General features: G+C 40.5%; 17 protein-coding genes. 3 read left to right on the top strand and 14 right to left on the bottom strand.

What is annotated here, in order from left to right:
• Together rsmH and mraZ are read right to left on the bottom strand one after the other, a co-directional pair.
• On the bottom strand, positions 1-872 hold an 872-nt coding region (rsmH, locus tag AB1488_10500), incomplete at its 3' end, for a 16S rRNA (cytosine(1402)-N(4))-methyltransferase RsmH (GenBank protein MEW6410518.1).
• The gene (gene mraZ / locus AB1488_10495; protein ID MEW6410517.1) at positions 872-1,327 is read right to left on the bottom strand and encodes a division/cell wall cluster transcriptional repressor MraZ; all 456 of its coding nucleotides are present in this window, start codon (positions 1,325-1,327) and stop codon (positions 872-874) included. The genes rsmH and mraZ, both read right to left, overlap by 1 nt.
• Positions 1,328-1,564: 237 nt before the next feature.
• Here mraZ and der point away from each other — a divergent pair, with 237 nt between their 5' ends.
• From der to AB1488_10480, 3 genes are read left to right on the top strand one after another with little or no spacing between them, the layout of a single operon-like run.
• The gene (gene der / locus AB1488_10490) at positions 1,565-2,974 is read left to right on the top strand and encodes a ribosome biogenesis GTPase Der (protein ID MEW6410516.1); all 1,410 of its coding nucleotides are present in this window, start codon (positions 1,565-1,567) and stop codon (positions 2,972-2,974) included.
• 5 nt (positions 2,975-2,979) lie between these two features.
• Positions 2,980-3,813, top strand: a complete 834-nt coding sequence (locus AB1488_10485) for a YihY/virulence factor BrkB family protein (protein MEW6410515.1) — start codon at positions 2,980-2,982, stop codon at positions 3,811-3,813.
• Between the two features lie 5 nt (positions 3,814-3,818).
• A complete protein-coding gene (locus AB1488_10480) occupies positions 3,819-3,989 on the top strand; it encodes a hypothetical protein (GenBank protein MEW6410514.1) in 171 nt (56 codons plus the stop codon).
• Here AB1488_10480 and AB1488_10475 read toward each other — a convergent pair.
• The 12 genes from AB1488_10475 to AB1488_10420 form a co-directional block, all read right to left on the bottom strand.
• The gene (locus AB1488_10475; GenBank protein MEW6410513.1) at positions 3,974-4,363 is read right to left on the bottom strand and encodes a type II secretion system protein GspG; all 390 of its coding nucleotides are present in this window, start codon (positions 4,361-4,363) and stop codon (positions 3,974-3,976) included. The two genes, AB1488_10480 and AB1488_10475, sit on opposite strands and share 16 nt — an antisense overlap.
• The gene (locus AB1488_10470; GenBank protein MEW6410512.1) at positions 4,363-5,571 is read right to left on the bottom strand and encodes a type II secretion system F family protein; all 1,209 of its coding nucleotides are present in this window, start codon (positions 5,569-5,571) and stop codon (positions 4,363-4,365) included. The genes AB1488_10475 and AB1488_10470 overlap by 1 nt, the downstream gene beginning before the upstream one ends.
• 5 nt (positions 5,572-5,576) lie before the next feature.
• Entirely contained in the window at positions 5,577-7,274 is a 1,698-nt protein-coding gene (gene gspE, locus AB1488_10465) for a type II secretion system ATPase GspE (protein MEW6410511.1), read from the bottom strand.
• 16 nt (positions 7,275-7,290) lie between these two features.
• On the bottom strand, positions 7,291-8,589 hold the full coding sequence (locus AB1488_10460; protein MEW6410510.1) for a UDP-glucose/GDP-mannose dehydrogenase family protein: 1,299 nt from the start codon (positions 8,587-8,589) through the stop codon (positions 7,291-7,293).
• Positions 8,590-8,647: 58 nt separating this feature from the next.
• On the bottom strand, positions 8,648-9,499 hold the full coding sequence (rfbD, locus tag AB1488_10455) for a dTDP-4-dehydrorhamnose reductase (GenBank protein ID MEW6410509.1): 852 nt from the start codon (positions 9,497-9,499) through the stop codon (positions 8,648-8,650).
• A gap of 8 nt (positions 9,500-9,507) precedes the next feature.
• Positions 9,508-10,488, bottom strand: a complete 981-nt coding sequence (gene rfbB / locus AB1488_10450; GenBank protein MEW6410508.1) for a dTDP-glucose 4,6-dehydratase — start codon at positions 10,486-10,488, stop codon at positions 9,508-9,510.
• A 37-nt stretch (positions 10,489-10,525) separates the two neighbouring features.
• Positions 10,526-10,981, bottom strand: coding sequence for a dTDP-4-dehydrorhamnose 3,5-epimerase family protein (locus tag AB1488_10445; protein MEW6410507.1), 456 nt, complete (start codon positions 10,979-10,981; stop codon positions 10,526-10,528).
• Positions 10,982-11,035: 54 nt separating this feature from the next.
• A complete protein-coding gene (locus AB1488_10440) occupies positions 11,036-12,100 on the bottom strand; it encodes a glucose-1-phosphate thymidylyltransferase (GenBank protein ID MEW6410506.1) in 1,065 nt (354 codons plus the stop codon).
• Positions 12,100-14,310, bottom strand: a complete 2,211-nt coding sequence (lptD, locus tag AB1488_10435; GenBank protein MEW6410505.1) for an LPS assembly protein LptD — start codon at positions 14,308-14,310, stop codon at positions 12,100-12,102. Before lptD ends, AB1488_10440 begins: the two co-directional genes overlap by 1 nt.
• Positions 14,307-15,641 carry a folylpolyglutamate synthase/dihydrofolate synthase family protein gene (locus AB1488_10430; GenBank protein ID MEW6410504.1) on the bottom strand — a complete coding sequence of 445 codons (1,335 nt, stop codon included), beginning with the start codon at positions 15,639-15,641 and terminating at the stop codon, positions 14,307-14,309. The genes lptD and AB1488_10430 overlap by 4 nt, the downstream gene beginning before the upstream one ends.
• 17 nt (positions 15,642-15,658) lie before the next feature.
• Positions 15,659-16,510, bottom strand: coding sequence for an acetyl-CoA carboxylase, carboxyltransferase subunit beta (gene accD, locus AB1488_10425; protein ID MEW6410503.1), 852 nt, complete (start codon positions 16,508-16,510; stop codon positions 15,659-15,661).
• Between the two features lie 98 nt (positions 16,511-16,608).
• Positions 16,609-17,376 (bottom strand): 3',5'-cyclic-nucleotide phosphodiesterase, encoded by a 768-nt coding sequence (locus AB1488_10420; protein MEW6410502.1) that lies wholly within the window; start codon positions 17,374-17,376, stop codon positions 16,609-16,611.
• Positions 17,377-17,543 lie beyond the last annotated feature (167 nt).

The following is a 17,543-nucleotide window of genomic DNA, read 5'->3' as shown; positions in this document are numbered from 1 at the left end:
TTTTCTGCAACCCTCAGTTTGGCACTTCTACTCCTCGGATTTCTATCTATTTCCTCTTTTGTAGGCACAATCGGTCTTTTGGTCAATACCTTCAGATGCTTAGATTCTCTGAAGACATCCTTAACAATCCTGTCCTCGAGTGAGTGAAATGATATCACACAGAATCTACCGCCGCTCTTCAGCAACGAGATACCATCTTTTAATCCCCTCTGAAGTGAGCCGAGTTCATCATTAACAGCAATCCTCAATGCCTGAAACATCCTTGTAGCTGGATGCAGTCTACCCCTCCCTCTATAAACACCGCTGACCATCTCTGAGAGCATTTTTGCTGTTGTTATAGGTTTTTTTCTTCTTGACTCTACGATCGCCTTTGCAATCCTTCTATATTGTCTCTCCTCTCCAAACCTCCATAGAATGCTTGCAAGTTCTTTCTCAGGAAGATTGTTGACGAGGTCGTATGCTGTTATTTTGCTTCTTCTATCCATTCTCATATCAAGTGATATATCATCATCAAAACTAAACCCCCTTCCCTTTGAACCGAGTTGAAGGCTGCTGACACCAAGGTCAAGCAAGATCCCATTGACCACCGCTATACCAAGTTCTGAAACTATAGCCATCATGTCACCAAAATCCCCATGTATGACCTTTACTGCATCTCCATAAATGGAAAGCTTTTTTTTAGCAATCTCAATCACATCTACATCTCGATCGATACCTATAAGCTTCCCCCCGGGTAGTATCCTTTTTATTATCTCAATTGCATGTCCTCCATAGCCTATTGTCCCATCTATGTATATATCCCCCCTCTTTGGATTCAGATAGTTAATTGTTTCATTCAAAAGAACAGGGATGTGATTGACAACGCCAATCATCAGATAGGGACCCCAAGATCTGCCAGTATACCCTCACTCTTCTCCAGCTCTTCCCTGCTTGATAACTTCTCCCACTCCCCCCTGTCCCATATCTCAATCTTAAAGGTCAAACCAATAATATATACCTCCTTGTTCAATCCTGCATATTCCCTGAGTGCTGGTGGGATCAGTATCCTTCCCTGAGAATCAAGTTCGCATTCTGTAGCTGCTGAGATAAAGTGTCGCATAAAGACCTTGACTTCCCTTTTCATGGTAGGTAGAGATTCAATCTTCTCTTCGATCTCTGCCCATTTCTCAAGGGGATATGCTACTAAACATTTATCGAAATCTGTTGTTATTATGAGTCTATCTGGTGTATATCTTTCTGATATTACCTCACGGAGCTTAGATGGAATACTTACGCGACCCTTCGAATCAAGGTTATAAAGATAGTGTCCACTGAATTTTATCACCACTTTTCACCACCTTTTCCCACTATATGCACAATATAACAGACTTTTTTTATTTGTCAAGAAAAAAAATATATGTTATAAAGCCTTATCGGGGGTTTACCCCATTAGAAAGCCCCGCCATTTATGGCAGGGATGATATAGACCCCCTTAGAAAATCAGTTTCTAACGGGGTAGATAAAATTTCAATTCCTTATAGAAAGGGCGGGGTTTAAAGCCCCGTCCTTTCTAACGGGGTTTACCATGTCAGCAAGACCTATAATTGCCCTTATCGGAAGACCCAATGTGGGTAAGTCTACTCTCTTCAACAGAATGCTCAGAAGACGGAATGAGTGGCACCCCAAAAAATCAAAAGATTTTTTGGGGACTCCAGCTGTTGTCGAAGACACCCCTGGTGTGACAAGAGACAGACGCTATGGCGAAGTAGTATATATGGATAAGCGATTTATCATCGTAGACACGGGTGGTTTTATCCCTGTATACCGACATACAGATGAAGCACCCCAAAGAATCAAAAGATTTTTTGAGGGTCCCGATGAGATACTCACACAGATAAGGGAGCAGACCGCTATAGCCATAAATGAGGCAGATGTAATAATCTCTATAATGGATGGAAAGGAGGGCGTCACTTCATTAGATACCGAGATAGTAAATATGTTGAGGTTAACTGGTAAACCTGTCATATATGCGATTAACAAGATTGATGGTCATACCTACGAAAAAAACCTTTATGATTTCTATTCGCTTGGGGTAGATGAACCATTACCCATATCAGCACTTCACGGAAGAGGTATAGATGACCTCATGGAAAGGCTTTACAATGTGATGCCACGAGTAGAGGCATTTGAAGAAACAGCAGTAGGTTTCCCAAAGATCGCTGTTGTTGGAAAACCAAATGTAGGAAAATCAACCTTGATAAATACAATACTCGGGGAAAAACGAATGATCACATCCTCTGCACCTGGAACAACCAGAGACTCTGTAGATACAGTCTGCAATTTCAAGGGTAGACAATATATTTTTATTGATACAGCGGGGCTGAGAAGACAATCAAAGGTGGCTCATCCTGTAGAGAGATACAGCATCTTAAGGACATTGAAGAGCATAGAGCGGGCAGATATTTCGATACTGCTTCTTGATGCCTATGAAGGTATAACTTCCCAGGATATCAGAATAGCAGGTATGATACACGAAGCGGGTAAGGGGATCATAGTTCTCCTTAATAAGTGGGATATGGTAATGGAAACCGCAGAAGACTATATAAATAAGGTTAAAAGACAGTTATACTTCGTAGGTTATGCGCCTGTGCTTAATATCTCAGCAACTACAGGGAAAAATGTAACACAGATTTTTAGATTTATTGATGATATAATCGTAGAAAGGAAAAGGGATATCGCCACTTCTGAGATCAACAGGGTCATTGAAGATGCAGTCTCACATCATCATCCACCGCTTTATAGGGAAAAGGTGATAAGGCTTAAATATGCCACACAGATTTCAAAGGAACCACCGACATTCCTGATATTTGCTAACTATCCTGAAGGTATAGATGAAGCCTATATACGATACATCGAAAGGCGATTCAGAGATGCCTTTGGATTTAAGGGAACACCAATAAAGATAGTACCCACGAAAAGCAAAAGGAAAAGATAAAATTTATGAAGAAAGATGGATTATGTTCTCTCATCAAAAATAGCCTCTCGGATTTCTGGAGGGATGGCTGTTTCATCTTCGCTGCATCTATTTCTTTCTTTTCGATAATGTCATTAATACCCTTGCTCTTCATAGTAATGACCATATTCGGTCATATTATTGGAGTACACGAAGAGACCTATGCATTTATCGTATCCTATATGAAGAGACTGTTTCCAGGGATTGAGCAAACAATTACAAACGAACTTGTAAAGATAAGATCTTACAAAGCTCTTGGAACTCTGAGCATCATTATATTCTTGTGGCTCTCGAGTCAGGTCTTTTTTTCCATAGAGTATTCGGTAAATGTGGTATTCAAAACACAGAAAAAAAGACATCCTCTTCTTACTACCCTACTCTCTTTATTAGGGATTACGCTCGTATTGATGTTTTTTATAATCTCCTTTCTTATTACATCGATTGCAGAGGTCATAAAAGAGCATCCATCCCTCATATTAAATCTTCCGATTATCGGATTCCTGACTTATCATTTCGTGTTAAAATTTCTCCTGCCATTAATTCTCGTCTCCCTTTCTTTTAGCTGGATATTCAAGGTAATGCCTAATCGTAAGGTAGATACGAGATATGCTATTACGGGGGGAGTAATTACTGCTGCCCTATGGGAAATAGCCAAACACCTCTTCACCCTGTATGTGCCAAATATAATGCTCATAGGTAAGATCTATGGTTCCTTACTAACGGCTATAATCTTTCTTCTATGGATATATTACTCCTCAACCATATTATTGCTCGGTGCAGAACTTGTTTATGCAATGGACAGGCGTCATAGAAGTCACTAACAAATATGGATAATATTCTCAATCTTATAGGCAAAGATGTCGAGGTAACAGCAAACGGGATTATCTACAGAGGGAGACTCATAGAGGTCACAGAGACAGAGGTATCGCTACAAACAGAGGGTGGCTGGATTACCATCCCTATGGATAAAGTAAATCAGATTTACCATGCCTCATAGCCGGGGGTCTGTGAATGGATTTTACCTATCTCTGGATTGTATTTATAAGTATTTCCAAATGGATCGAGTGGATTACCCTCCTCGTCGATCTTCTGGTCTTTCAAATACTGTTCATCGTATATCCCACCCGCTGTCCCCATCGTTGTCCCAATGATTGAAAATCTTCCCTTAGTTAACTCTGTTATATCAGTAGGGTATCTTTTGTTCATCAATCTAAATAGTTTTATGGAAAGCCTTATGTTATAGAGTTCCATCTTCAGTGCCTCTTCCTTCGTAGCGGTAGCAACCCTTTCATATCTTCCCATGAATACCCATATAAGTATACCTATCAGTGAGAGGACTATGAGGCTTTCAACAACCGTACGTCCAGACATTATCTCTTCATTACAGAGACCATATCCCATAATGGAAGAAAGACTGCAAGCGCCAGAAAGAGTACCATTGTCCCAATTACAACAAGAAGCACAGGCTCTATCATCGTAGAGAGGTTTCTTATCGCATACTCCACCTCAGAGTCATAATAATCGGATACCTTTGTAAGCATCGTATCGAGGTTACCACTTTCTTCACCTATGGCAACCATCTGTGAAACTATTGGAGGGAACACACCCGATGCCCTCATAGGTCCTGATAGTCCCCTTCCTTCTCTTACTTCTTCTTTAACAGAATCAATAACCTCTGCTATGATGACATTATTCAATGTATTTGATACAATCTCAAGCGACTGGAGCATCGGAAGACCACTTCTGTAAAGTGTAGCAAATATCCTTGAGAACCTTGACATTATTACCTTAAGGATAAGCTCCCCGATGATCGGAACCCTTATCTTAACCCTATCCCATATCTTTCTTCCTCCCTTTGTGGATATATACACCCTGAATGCATAATATGCACCGAATATGCTCACCAGTATGAGATACCAGTAATTCTTTATAACATTATTTATCCCTATAAGTATCCTCGTAGGCAATGGAAGTTGCGCCTTGAACTGTGCAAAGAGTGCAGCGAATTTCGGTATTACAAGTGTAACAAGCACTGTGAACGCAATCACTATCGCAACTATAACAATAATTGGGTATCTTACAGCAGCCTTAACCCTTGAACGGGTCTCTGCATCATGCTCAAGCAATGAAGCGAGCCTGTCGAGTATCTCTCCAAGAACACCTCCTTCTTCACCCACCCTTATCATGCTCGCATAGAGGGGCGAGAATACCTTAGGGTGTTTTGAAAATGCCTCTGCAAGTGTAATGCCTCCTCCCACATCCCTTCTGATCTGGAGTATCACTTCCTTCATCCTCGGATTCCTCGACTGGTCAGCGAGGGTCTCCAGTGTAGCTATCAAGGGAATACCAGAATTTATAAGCGTAGAGAATTGTCTGCTGAATACGATGAGATCAGAAGACTTTATCTTCGGCTCACCAATCCTTATCTCTAAGAGCCCTTTCCTTTTTTCCTTGATAGATATCGGGATGTATCCCATGCCATCAAGGTGCTCTGCCACAGATTCTCTGCTTGAACTTTCTAAAGTCCCTGTGACAAGTGCACCAACATCACTGCGAGCCTTATAGGAATAAAGTGGCATCTATTTTATTCCTCCACTTCCTGTGTTGCCCTTAAAACCTCTTCAACCGTAGTTATTCCCTTCATCGCTTTCAGAATCCCGTCTTCCCTCATTGTCCTGAATCCCTTTTTAACAGCCTCTGCCTTTATCACACTCGCAGAGGACTTTTTAACGATGAGGTCTCTTATAGCTTCTGTTATTATAAGCAATTCATATAACCCTACCCTCCCAGAATATCCTGTGTCCCTACATTCTGCACATCCCTTTGCATTAAAAAATATCACTCCCACCTTGTTCTCCAGGCCGAGTTGCTTGAGAAGTTCTGGTTGGGGTTCATATAATTCCCTGCATGATGAGCACACCCTTCTTATCAGCCGCTGGGAAAGGACACAGAGCAATGATGATGAGATCAAAAAAGGCTCTATACCCATATCTATCAACCTTGCCACAGCACCAGCGGAATCATTTGTATGAAGGGTGCTGAAGACGAGGTGTCCTGTGAGGGCAGCATGAATAGCGATATTTGCGGTCTCAGAATCCCTTACCTCACCAACCAGCATTATATCAGGATCCTGACGGAGTATAGAACGGAGACCTGAGGCAAAGGTAAGGCCTGCCTTCGGGTTTATCTGAACCTGATTTATGAGTTTTATCTCATACTCCACAGGGTCTTCTACAGTCACAATATTCTTTTCCATAGAATTTATTTCACTGAGTGCAGAGTATAGTGTTGTTGTTTTACCACTACCGGTAGGACCTGTTACAAGGATAAATCCATATGGTCTCCTGATCATCTTCTCAAATACTGAGAGGGTATCAGGCAAAAAACCAAGTTCATCAAGCGATTTTATACCGCCTGTCTTTTCAAGAAGTCTCATGACAACCTTTTCACCAAATACGGTCGGAAGTGTAGATACACGGACATCGAATTCTTTTCTACCTGTATTTATTGGAAAACGTCCGTCCTGTGGTATCCTCTTTTCAGCGATATCGAGATCAGCCATTATCTTGATTCTCGAGACTAAGCCAGCATGAAATTCCTTTGGCGGAGACATCGCCTCATGGAGCACACCATCAACACGATACCTCACCCTCAGGCTGTCTTCCTCAAGCTCTATATGGATATCTGAAGCATTTTCTTTTGCTGCCTGTGTAATAATAAGGTTTACTAATTTTACTACAGGTGTATCTTCTGCCTCAGGTACAACAACAGCCTCTTTAACCTCTTCTGCGGTCCCCCTCCTGACTCCTCTGTATATCTCCTGCACAGATGCAGATTCGGTAGCCTTGTAATACCTATCGATTGCCTTCATCACATCTTTTTCTGTGCTTACAACCGACTGGACATCAAGCCCAGTAATATTACTTATCTCGTCAATCGCAAATACATCGAGTGGGTCAACCATTGCAAGCACAAGTTCCTTCCCTGCCTTCGAAATAGGAATCACCCTGTATCTCCTTGCAGTTGTCTCTGGTATGAGTTTAACAACAGCAGGATCTATAGAGAACCTTGAGACATCCATATAGGATATTCCAAGCTGGTTTCCAAGAAATTCAATCATCTTCTCATCGGTAATAAAGCCGAGTTTCTTAAGCATATCACCTAATCTTCCACCCTTTTTCTGTTGTTCAGCAAGCGCCCTCGATAGCTGGTCCTGTGTAATAACCCCTGCTTCTAAAAGCAATTCTCCAAGCATCTTTCTCTTTGCACGTTGCACTGCCATAATCTTTCTCCTTTTATTATCTCCCCACGGATGTATAATCGAAACCGAGTTCTTTCATCCTTTTGGGATCATATATATTTCTCAAATCAATAATCATTGGTTTTTTCATTATGTCCTTTAGTTTTATTATATCAAGATTTCTGAACTGATTCCATTCTGTCATAATTATAAGTGCATCAGAGTTCTTCGCCACCTCATAGGAGTCTTTGCAATATATTACCTTCTCAAGCACCTTCTTTGCCTCTTCAATCGCTGCAGGGTCATATGCCTTTATCTTCGCACCTTCTTTCTGTATTCTATTTATGACCGCTATTGCAGGTGACTCTCTTATATCATTAGTATTGGGCTTGAACGAAAGCCCCAGAACACCTATGGTCTTCCCCTTCAGGTCACCAACAGCCTTTTTTATCTTTTCAACCATAATAACCTTCTGACGGTCATTAACACTTATCACAGTATCTATAAGTTTGAATTCATAACCGTGATCCCTCGCTATTTTGCTTATAGCAAGGGCATCTTTTGGAAGGCATGAGCCCCCATAACCTGGACCTGGATGTAAAAACTTTGGTCCAATCCTGTTATCCAGCCCTATACCCTTGGCTACCACATGCACATCTGCACCAACCTTCTCACATATATTTGCTATTTCATTTATAAACGAAATCTTTGTAGCCAAGAATGCATTGGTAGCATACTTGATCATCTCTGCTGTTTTTATATCCGTTATTACAAATGGTGTTTCTATAAGGTAAAGTGGACTATAGAGGTCTTTTAATATGGCTATCGCCTGTTCACTCGAGGCACCTATTACCACCCTGTTTGGTCTCATAAAATCTTCTATTGCAGAGCCTTCACGAAGAAATTCAGGATTGGAGGCTATGTCGAAGTTTGACTTTTCTCTCTGACTCTGTATTATAATCTTTCTTATCCTTTCACCTGTGCCAACAGGAACAGTACTCTTTGTAACTATCACTTTATAACCATTCATATTTTCAGCTATAGCCCTTGCAACTTCATCAATACCTGCAAGGTCTGCAGAACCATCTCCCCTCGGTGGAGTCCCTACAGCGATAAAGATCACAAGGGATTTCCTTACTGCATGAGCAATGTCTGAAGTAAATAACAACCTCTCCTCTTTTGTGTTTCTCTTCACAATTTCTTCTAAACCTGGTTCATATAGTGGTATCTGACCCTTCTTGAGGGCTTCTATCTTTTTCTTCTCCTTATCTACACATGTAACCTTTATCCCGAATTCTGAGAAACATGCACCTGTGACCAATCCTACATAACCTGTTCCTATAACACATATATTCATTCCGAATACCTCCATATCAATTATTAATTATTAATTATTAATTGCTAATTGTTAATTACTAATTGTTAATTGTTTTAATGTATTCCTTCACCGCATCTCCCCAGTGCCTTATGCTGTGTCCTGTAATTAAACGATAACGCCCATTATTCAAAACAGAATAAGCTGGTCTTGGTGCAGACCTTCTTGATTCCTCAGTTTTTATAGGCAACACTCTAATCCTCTCATTCCCGGAAAGCCTTAATATCTCAACAGCATAATTATACCATGAACACTCACCTGAATTTGTAACATTAACTATACCTGTAGCATTGTTATTCATCAGTCTTTCTATAGCCTCCGAAAGATCAACCGTATATGTAGGAGAACCGACCTGATCGTTTACAACCTTGAGTTCATCCTTCTCACCTGAAAGTTTTAGTATTGTGCTAACAAAATTTTCCCCATTCTTACCGAAAAGCCATGAGGTACGAACGATTAAATAGCCATTTAACGGCAATACTTTTCTAATCTCTTTCTCACCTTCGAGTTTGGATAAGCCATATATGTTAAGTGGGCATGGTTCATCGTCCTCTACATAAGGCTTATTTTTTTTACCGTCAAATATATAATCGGTGCTGATATGTATGAGCTTAGCATTTATCTCCCTGCATCCCATTGCAATATTCCCTGCACCATTTCTATTAACCATAAATGCCCTCTCTCTGTCAGATTCACAACCATCCACATCAGTATAGGCAGCAGAATTTATCACGATAGAAGGAGAAAGGGAGTTAATAGTCTCGATAGTAGCCTTTTTATCTGTTATATCAAGGTCCTTTTTCCCAGTACCAACAATCTCGTACGATCCTCCAAGATGTTTAACCAGATCTGAACCGAGCATACCATTGGCACCCATGATTAGTATCCTCACATGAGTCCTCACTTTGCCAAAATCCTTTCATACCACTCCTTATTTTCGATATACCACTTTATGGTCTGTCGTATGCCTTCCTTGAAGGTATGAATAGGCTTCCAGCCGACTTCTTCTTTGATTTTTGTAGAATCGAGGGCATATCTCCTGTCATGTCCTGGTCTATCTGTTACATAGTTTATGAGCGACTTGGGTTTTCCGAGAGTATCGAGTATAAGTTCAGCAATATTTATATTCCGCATCTCTTCTCCACTGCCTATATTGTATATCTCACCGATCCTCCCATGGTGCAATATTGCATCGATTGCCCTGCAGTGGTCCTCGACATGTATCCATTCCCTGATATTCATACCATCTCCATAAAGGGGTAATGTTTTATCCATCAAGGCATTCATTATAAACAGTGGGATAAGTTTTTCAGGATACTGGTATGGACCATAGTTATTCGTACATCTTGTTATTATAGTCGGAAGTTTGTATGTCACACTGTATGCCCTGACAATATGGTCTGCCGCTGCCTTGCTTGCTGCGTAGGGACTATTGGGTTTCAACATACTCTCCTCATTAAACATTTCGGTTAACTCAACACCCGAATCACCGAGAGAACCATAGACCTCATCGGTCGATATCTGTATGAATAAATCAACACCATTATTCTTGACTGCCTCAAGCAGCATCTGCATGCCGAGGACATTTGTCCTGACAAATATAAATGGATCTTCTATACTTCTGTCAACATGGGTCTCAGCAGCAAAATTTATAACAGCCCCTGCACCAGCAGTTATTTCCCTTACAAGTTCGAAATTGGCAATATCACCATGAACAAAGGTATAATTTGGGTTTTGAGACACATCTTCAAGGCTTAATAGATTCCCCGCATAGGTAAGGGCATCAATATTAATAACTCTATAATCAGGATATACAGAGAGGATATATCTTATAAAGTTTGAACCTATAAAACCGGCTCCACCTGTTACAACAATTTTCATCGTTAATTATCAATTGTTAATTGTTAATTGCTAATTGCTATCCGTCTTTTCTCTCCCAGTTATATGGTATATCTCCAGCATGTGGGTCTATCCGGAACTCGTCAGGTTCGGCACGGTTATATATCTCCGTTGGACAATTAATTACTATTGCCTCATTCTCACCTATACATTTGAAACCGTGTAATACACCAACTGGTATCTGTATCAGCTCTGGATTATGTTCTCCTATGAAAAATTCATTCAGTTCACCCCTCGTGGATGAATTATCCCTGTTATCATAGAGTACGAGTTTCACCATGCCTTTTATACATACAAAGTTGTCAAGTTGCTTTTTGTGATAATGCCATGCCTTGACAACACCTGGATAGACCGTAGTCATATACATCTGTCCAAATTTTATAAACATATCGTCGTCAGACCTGAGTATCTCCATTAATCTCCCCCTCTCATCAGGGATGACCTTTAATCTTTTTATCTTCACACCATCTATCAACTCAATCTCCTTAATCCTTAATCCTTAATCTTTAATCTTTAATCCTTAATCACTTCATAGCACTCCTATCTTGCTGTTATCACCGAGTATAAGCCTGTATGTCTTCTGTCTATGTGAGGACCTTGATATCTCTACATTTCTCCCGATGAGACTGTCCTCTATCCTACTTCTGATATCAATGATAGAACTTCCGTTCATGACTATGCTGTGTTCAATCTCGCTGTCTTTTATAAGCACATTGTCTGCTATGGATGTAAATGGCCCTATGTAGGAATTAATAATCTGTGTTGACTCACCGATTATCGCAGGACCCCTGATAGTACTTGCTATTACCTCTGCCCCTTTTTCTATAACCACCTTGAAATCAACCTTGGAGCCAGTGTCAACGGTCCCTTCAATCCGCATCTCAAAGGTATCAAGCACCATCCTGTTCGCTTCAAGTATATCCTCTACCTTTCCTGTATCTTTCCACCAGCCACTTATCATATGAGGATATACCTCATAGCCATTATCTATAAGGTATTGAATTGCATCGGTTATCTCGAGTTCACTCCTCCACGAAGGTTTAATGTTCTTGGCAGCCTTGAATACATTGTGATCAAACATGTAAACACCAACAAGGGCAAGGTCACTCTTTGGTTCTTTTGGTTTCTCTATGAGTCGAATAACCTTCCCGTCTTTAAGTTCTGCAACGCCGAACTGGCTCGGATTGGAAACCTTTGATAGAAGTATCTCTGCATTCGGTTTTCTGACATTAAATTCTTTAACCAGTTCCTTTATCCCACCGAGAATCAGATTATCTCCGAGATACATCACAAACGGTTCATCTTTCAAAAATCCTTCTGAGACAAGTAGGGCATGCGCCAATCCTAATGGCTCCTCCTGATGTATATAACTTATTTTCACTCCCCAGTAACTCCCATCTTTCACAGCCATCTTTACTTCTTCTGCTGTATCCCCGACTACTATACCAATATCAGTAATACCAGCTTCGCAGAGAGATTCGATACCGTAAAACAACACGGGTTTATTTGCTATGGGAATAAGCTGTTTTGCACTGGTAAAGGTTATAGGTCTGAGCCTTGTCCCTTTACCACCACTCAGGATTAGACCTTTCATTATAGAACCCTGTATTTACCCACACCTTTGAGTTCAAAGGTAACAAAGATTTCTCTCTCCCGCCAATAATGCATCCTGTAGGGCGTTTCTTTCTCACGGAAGCTGTCTTTTAACATTATATTAATCGCCCAGCACTGCAGTCTAACTGTCTGACTTACCTGAAATTCCTTTAACTTCTCCACTGCTCCATCATATCCCGCCATTATATTGAAGTCAATGTATTTGGTCGGTTTTACTCCCGCCTCACCAATGAAATACAGTAACCTCGGCGATTTTGTGTATCTTTCTATTAATTTGACAAACCATTCCTTTTCCTCTAATTTCGCCTCAAGGTTGTGTGATGGTGTTACCCTCGTATAGGTATTATAACTACTGTTTGCTGTCAGAGAAAAAAGAGTTGGTGTCTTTATACCCAACTCTGCTGTTATAGGAGAATATGGTCTGCTTGGCGATGTAATAAGGTTCTCCCGCCTCCTTGACTCATGTATATCATAACTCTGTGAGAGCCTCAGCGTCAAGAACTCTATTTTCTTAACCACACGCTCTTTCCCTTTAGAACCTTTATCTTCAGGGCTCTTTTCTTTATCAGGTTCTTCTTCATACCTCGCTATAAACCTGTTTGTAACCCCATATGAAATAACGCTTGACCTCCCTATAGAGTCAACACCATCAAATGATGGTATATCACGTTGATTGACACGTGGAACGAGGGAATAACCTATATCAGGTTCGATTACATGTTTCATTCTATCCATGCCAGAAGGACCTTTAACATCAAATACACGAGATACTCTTGTAGTAAGAGAGGCACCTGTATCGAACAATTCTCTGTGAGGGTTCCTTGTCACCCAGTTGTCTCCAATGTTGTAGAAGGTCTCTCTTAAACCCAGTCTCGGAGTAAGTACAAATCCCCTTCCTAAATTAAAGGGTGAGTTAAAGGCAGGATTTATATCAATCCTCTGGGCTGTTAGTCCATCTTTTCTGTAAAAATACACACCCGTGGTATTAAGGCTTGCACGTAATGGAACGATAGGTGGTTCTTTATCCGAATAGCCAAATATCTCTTTATCAGAGAGGACATAACCAACCTCAGGTAGTTTTTGGATTACTCGCTTTGTATCTCCATAAAGGTCCTGAGTAACACGCATAAGGGCATAAGTTCTCGTGTCACTTGTGCTTTTACTCGCATGGATATTTGACTCAAGCGAACTTTTGTACCTCTCCTGAAGAAACTGTCGGTAATCCCTGTAAAGTATATCATAGGTCCTGTAGAGTTCTTTACGGGGGAGATACCTGATATCTGCATTTCCATACCAGCTGTCTGGAAGTGGGTGTGAATGTTTTATGACGAGATCCCCAAAATTTTTATGTCGTTCCGTAGTGTGTAGATGGGCGTGATAGTAAAAGGCGTATCCACTTATATTATTATATCCACTTGCATCGTTACCAAAAATATATCTATATTCCGCTCCGCCACCTTTGCCAAGTTTGCTCCAGTAGTCAAGATAATAAGTCGAATCCATATTATCCGCCATAGCCCAATAATAAGCGTTATTCAGAAATGCCCCTTTTTTGTTTGAATGTCCAAACCTCGGCATGAGAAATCCACTCTGTCTTTCTTTTTTCACCGGTAGTTTTAAATATGGAGTATATAAGATAGGAATATTCTTCACATACATTAAAACATTATTTGCAGTAATATAGTCGTTAAGAGATACCTTTACATTACTACCTGTAAACTTCCACGCAGGTATCGGTGCATCGCATGTGGTAAATGTAGCCTTATCAGCTGTATATTCTGATTCTCCAACCTTCTTCATCTCTTTTCCTGAAATGTAGTAATTATCCGGGATGTTGAATATCCTGCTATTGTAAACAACCCCCATGTCTGTATTCAGGTTGACATCTGCTTTATCTCCAAAGAGCACATTATCTTTATCATAGTAAACAACATTCCCTTCGGCATGGACATCACCTGTTGTATTATCCAATGTAGCGTAATCTGCAAGTATATGTGTGTCTTCCTGAATTATCTCAACTGAACCCTTCGCAATATAGGTATCTGTCTCTTTTATATATTCAAGGGTATCCGATGATATAGAAACAGGTGCCCTTTTGTTTGTAGCCTCTTCAGTTTCTCCTTCTGATGGGTTAAAGAAGAATATTAAAAAAATAACAGGTATGAGTATGATTATAATCCGATGTCTCAACCCGAAAGAACCTTCCTCATTGCATTTTTAAATTCCAGCACTTCTCCGACTGTATAGAGGGAGCCTGTCACACAGATAATATCATCTACCTCTGCAGACTTTAAAGCCACAGACAATGCAGAAGATACAGTCTCTGATACCACAACTTTCTGATTATATCTTTTTACCGCTCTCATAAGGTCATAAGGGTCTGCTGACCTTTCATACGCATATCCCATATAGTTACTGCAATTGTGGTCTGACCCTGGTCTTGTAACTATAACCATATCTGCATCAGGTGCAAGTGTAGAGATTATACCCTCTATATCTTTATCGTTCATAATGCCGAGAATAATTATCAGTCTTTTCCCTCCAGAGAGGAAGGTCTTAACCAGAACATCCTTGAGTAACCTTGCTGCAGATGGATTGTGTGCACCATCTAAGATTACTGTGGGGTCTCGTCCTATTATATGTAGCCTTCCTTCCCATACTGTCTCACTCAGCCCTCTTTTTATTTCATCTTCGCTAATCGAATATCCCTGTTCTATCAATATCTCAGCCGCAGCAATTGCCAGAGATGCGTTGGTAGCCTGATATTCACCTAAAAGTGGAAGGTAAAGATTTCTATAAGGCTTTATTCCTTTATAGTTAAAATAGATGCCATTTATATCTGCCCTCTCAATTGATGAGTAAAAGTCCTTTCCATATAAGTATAGTCTTGATCTCTTGTTAATACAGGCATCTGTCAATACATCAATCGCATCTTGATGGCTCACAGATGTAATTACTGGTATTCCTTCTTTTATAATACCTGCCTTTTCAAATGCTATTTCTTTTATCGAGTATCCAAGGAAAAACTGATGATCATAATCAATATTTGTAATTATACAAACAGATGGCGTAATGACATTTGTTGAGTCAAGTCTCCCCCCCATTCCACATTCGATCACAGCGATATCCACATCTTCATCGGCAAAGTAACGGAAAGCAAGGGCAGTGGTGAATTCAAAATAGGTGGGTGTAATGTCAGATTTGAGACTTGAGATTTGAGATTTTAGATACCCGGTGAGTTTCTCAACACTGCTCTCCGAAATAGGAACACCGTTTACCTTTATCCTCTCTGTGAAATTGACAAGGTGTGGAGAGGTATACAGTCCTACCCTGTAACCTGATGCCTTCAGTATAGATGAGAGTATAGCGGCTGTTGAACCCTTACCATTGGTTCCAGCAATATGAATAGAGCTAAATGCATTATGGGGGTTATCGAGTATCTTCATAAGGAGGTAGGTATTTTCAAGACCAAATTTAATACCATATCTATGTAGGTTGTATAGATACTCGCTATAGTTCATAACCTCATCAAACCGTTCTACGAGTCGTAGACTGGTGTTGAGAAAAATAACAGTAGCCTTGCAAGTGTCTCCTTAAGGTGTTTTCTTTCAACTATCATATCCACCAGTCCATGATTTAATAGAAATTCAGCCCTCTGAAAGCCCGCAGGAAGTTGTTCCTTGATAGTCTGTTCTATTACCCTTGGTCCAGCAAATCCAATGAGGGAACGCGGCTCAGCGATAATAACATCTCCGAGCATTGCAAAGCTCGCAGTAACACCACCAAATGTAGGATCTGTAAGAATGGATATAAAAGGGATACCCTTTTTACCCAATCTTGCTATGGCAGCGGATGTCTTTGCCATTTGCATAAGTGAGAGCACACCTTCCTGCATCCTCGCACCACCCGATGATGACACTATAATAAGTGGAAGCCCCTCTTTTATCGCCGTCTCTGCTGCCCTTGCTACCTTCTCTCCAACAACAGAACCCATACTGCCACCCATGAATGAAAAATCAAGCACTACGACTACCACAGAATAACCATTTATCTTCCCTATACCACTAACAGCAGCCTCTTTCTTCCCTGTCTTCTTCTGATAATTCTTTATTCTATCCTTATACCTAATAGTGTCCTTAAACTCAAGTGGATCATTGGAGACAAGATTGGCATCCATCTCGATAAATGTCCCTTCATCAATGATGAGTGCAATTCGTTCCTCTGGTGTTATGCGAAAATGGTAATTGCATTTTGGACATACCTTGAGATTCTTTTCTACTTCAGCCTTGTAAATAATTTCCTTACAATTTTCGCACCTTACCCACAGCCCTTCAGGTATCTTTACCTTTCTCTGTTCTTTAGGGAGTCTATCTCTCTTAAACCATGCCATTATCCGTTATCCGTTCTCCGTTGACCGTTGATTCATCTATTCAGCGGAGTTAGAAAACCCTGCCTATCGCCATAGGTGGGATATTCTTGTCCCGCCACTCATACCTCATATTCTTTCCCATCTTCGAGGAAGATTATATTCTTTATCCCTAACGCTATAAGTTCTTCCTTAAGGATATCGAGATGTGAAGGTTTTAAATGTGTAATAAAGATAGGGATATCTATATTCTCCATCTTTTTTAGTTCAAAACCAAGCATCTCAGGTGTTAGATGTCCTGAGGCTAATGCCAGATCCTTCATGCTATTCGGGAATGATGTTTCTACAATTACACCCTTCAAGGAGTTCTCAAGCGATGCCTCCCTCCATATCGCTTCGGTCGGACCTGTATCACCTGTATAAAGCAGAGAATCTCCATCGCTGTTTTTAATAATATACCCTACTGCAGGCACCGAATGATTGACCTTTATAGCCTTTACCATAAATTCGTTAATCTTTTTATATACCCCCTCTTCTAAAGAAACAAGTTTTACAAAGGGATACTCTGATGAAGGTATCCTTGTAAAATCAGGCCAGAGCAGATTATTAAAGAGATGTTTATGGATGATATCAAGCACCTCGTAGGTACTATAGATAATAATAGGACTATTCTTTCTTGATGCCACTACATCGATCAAAAACGGAAGTGATTTAACATGGTCCATGTGAGAATGTGTTATCAGGACATCTGAAACCAGCATCTCTTGTTCTTCATCGAGTGCCATACCTATAGTCCCTGCATCAAGTAGAAGAGATTCTCCTATAAGAAATCCTGTAGGTCTAAAATTCGGGAGTTCTGCACCATAACAGCCAAGCACCTTAAACCGCATCCTTTCCTCCTCCTTTTTCTTGTCCTTCCTCTTTCAGCACTCCTTTTTCCCATGCCCTGAAAAAGGCTTCCACCACTTTACTATCAAATTGTACCCCAGAGTATTTCTTCAGTTCCATAAATGCTGTCTCAAAGCTCAATGCCTTTCTATATGGTCTTGTAGTAGTC

The organism is Nitrospirota bacterium, assembly GCA_040756155.1.
GTDB lineage: Bacteria > Nitrospirota > Thermodesulfovibrionia > JACRGW01 > JBFLZU01 > JBFLZU01.
This window is presented reverse-complemented; position numbering and strand designations above follow the sequence as displayed.

Coding starts and splice junctions, on each gene's coding strand:
- AB1488_10485 (MEW6410515.1), top strand. CDS start 2,980: ATGAAGAAAGATGGATTATGTTCTCTCATCAAAAATAGCCTCTCGGAT.
- AB1488_10475 (MEW6410513.1), bottom strand. CDS start 4,363: ATGTCTGGACGTACGGTTGTTGAAAGCCTCATAGTCCTCTCACTGATA.
- AB1488_10430 (MEW6410504.1), bottom strand. CDS start 15,641: ATGAACTATAGCGAGTATCTATACAACCTACATAGATATGGTATTAAA.
- AB1488_10460 (MEW6410510.1), bottom strand. CDS start 8,589: ATGAATATATGTGTTATAGGAACAGGTTATGTAGGATTGGTCACAGGT.
- AB1488_10470 (MEW6410512.1), bottom strand. CDS start 5,571: ATGCCACTTTATTCCTATAAGGCTCGCAGTGATGTTGGTGCACTTGTC.
- rfbB (MEW6410508.1), bottom strand. CDS start 10,488: ATGAAAATTGTTGTAACAGGTGGAGCCGGTTTTATAGGTTCAAACTTT.
- AB1488_10480 (MEW6410514.1), top strand. CDS start 3,819: ATGGATAATATTCTCAATCTTATAGGCAAAGATGTCGAGGTAACAGCA.
- gspE (MEW6410511.1), bottom strand. CDS start 7,274: ATGGCAGTGCAACGTGCAAAGAGAAAGATGCTTGGAGAATTGCTTTTA.
- der (MEW6410516.1), top strand. CDS start 1,565: ATGTCAGCAAGACCTATAATTGCCCTTATCGGAAGACCCAATGTGGGT.
- accD (MEW6410503.1), bottom strand. CDS start 16,510: ATGGCATGGTTTAAGAGAGATAGACTCCCTAAAGAACAGAGAAAGGTA.
- AB1488_10440 (MEW6410506.1), bottom strand. CDS start 12,100: ATGAAAGGTCTAATCCTGAGTGGTGGTAAAGGGACAAGGCTCAGACCT.
- AB1488_10420 (MEW6410502.1), bottom strand. CDS start 17,376: ATGCGGTTTAAGGTGCTTGGCTGTTATGGTGCAGAACTCCCGAATTTT.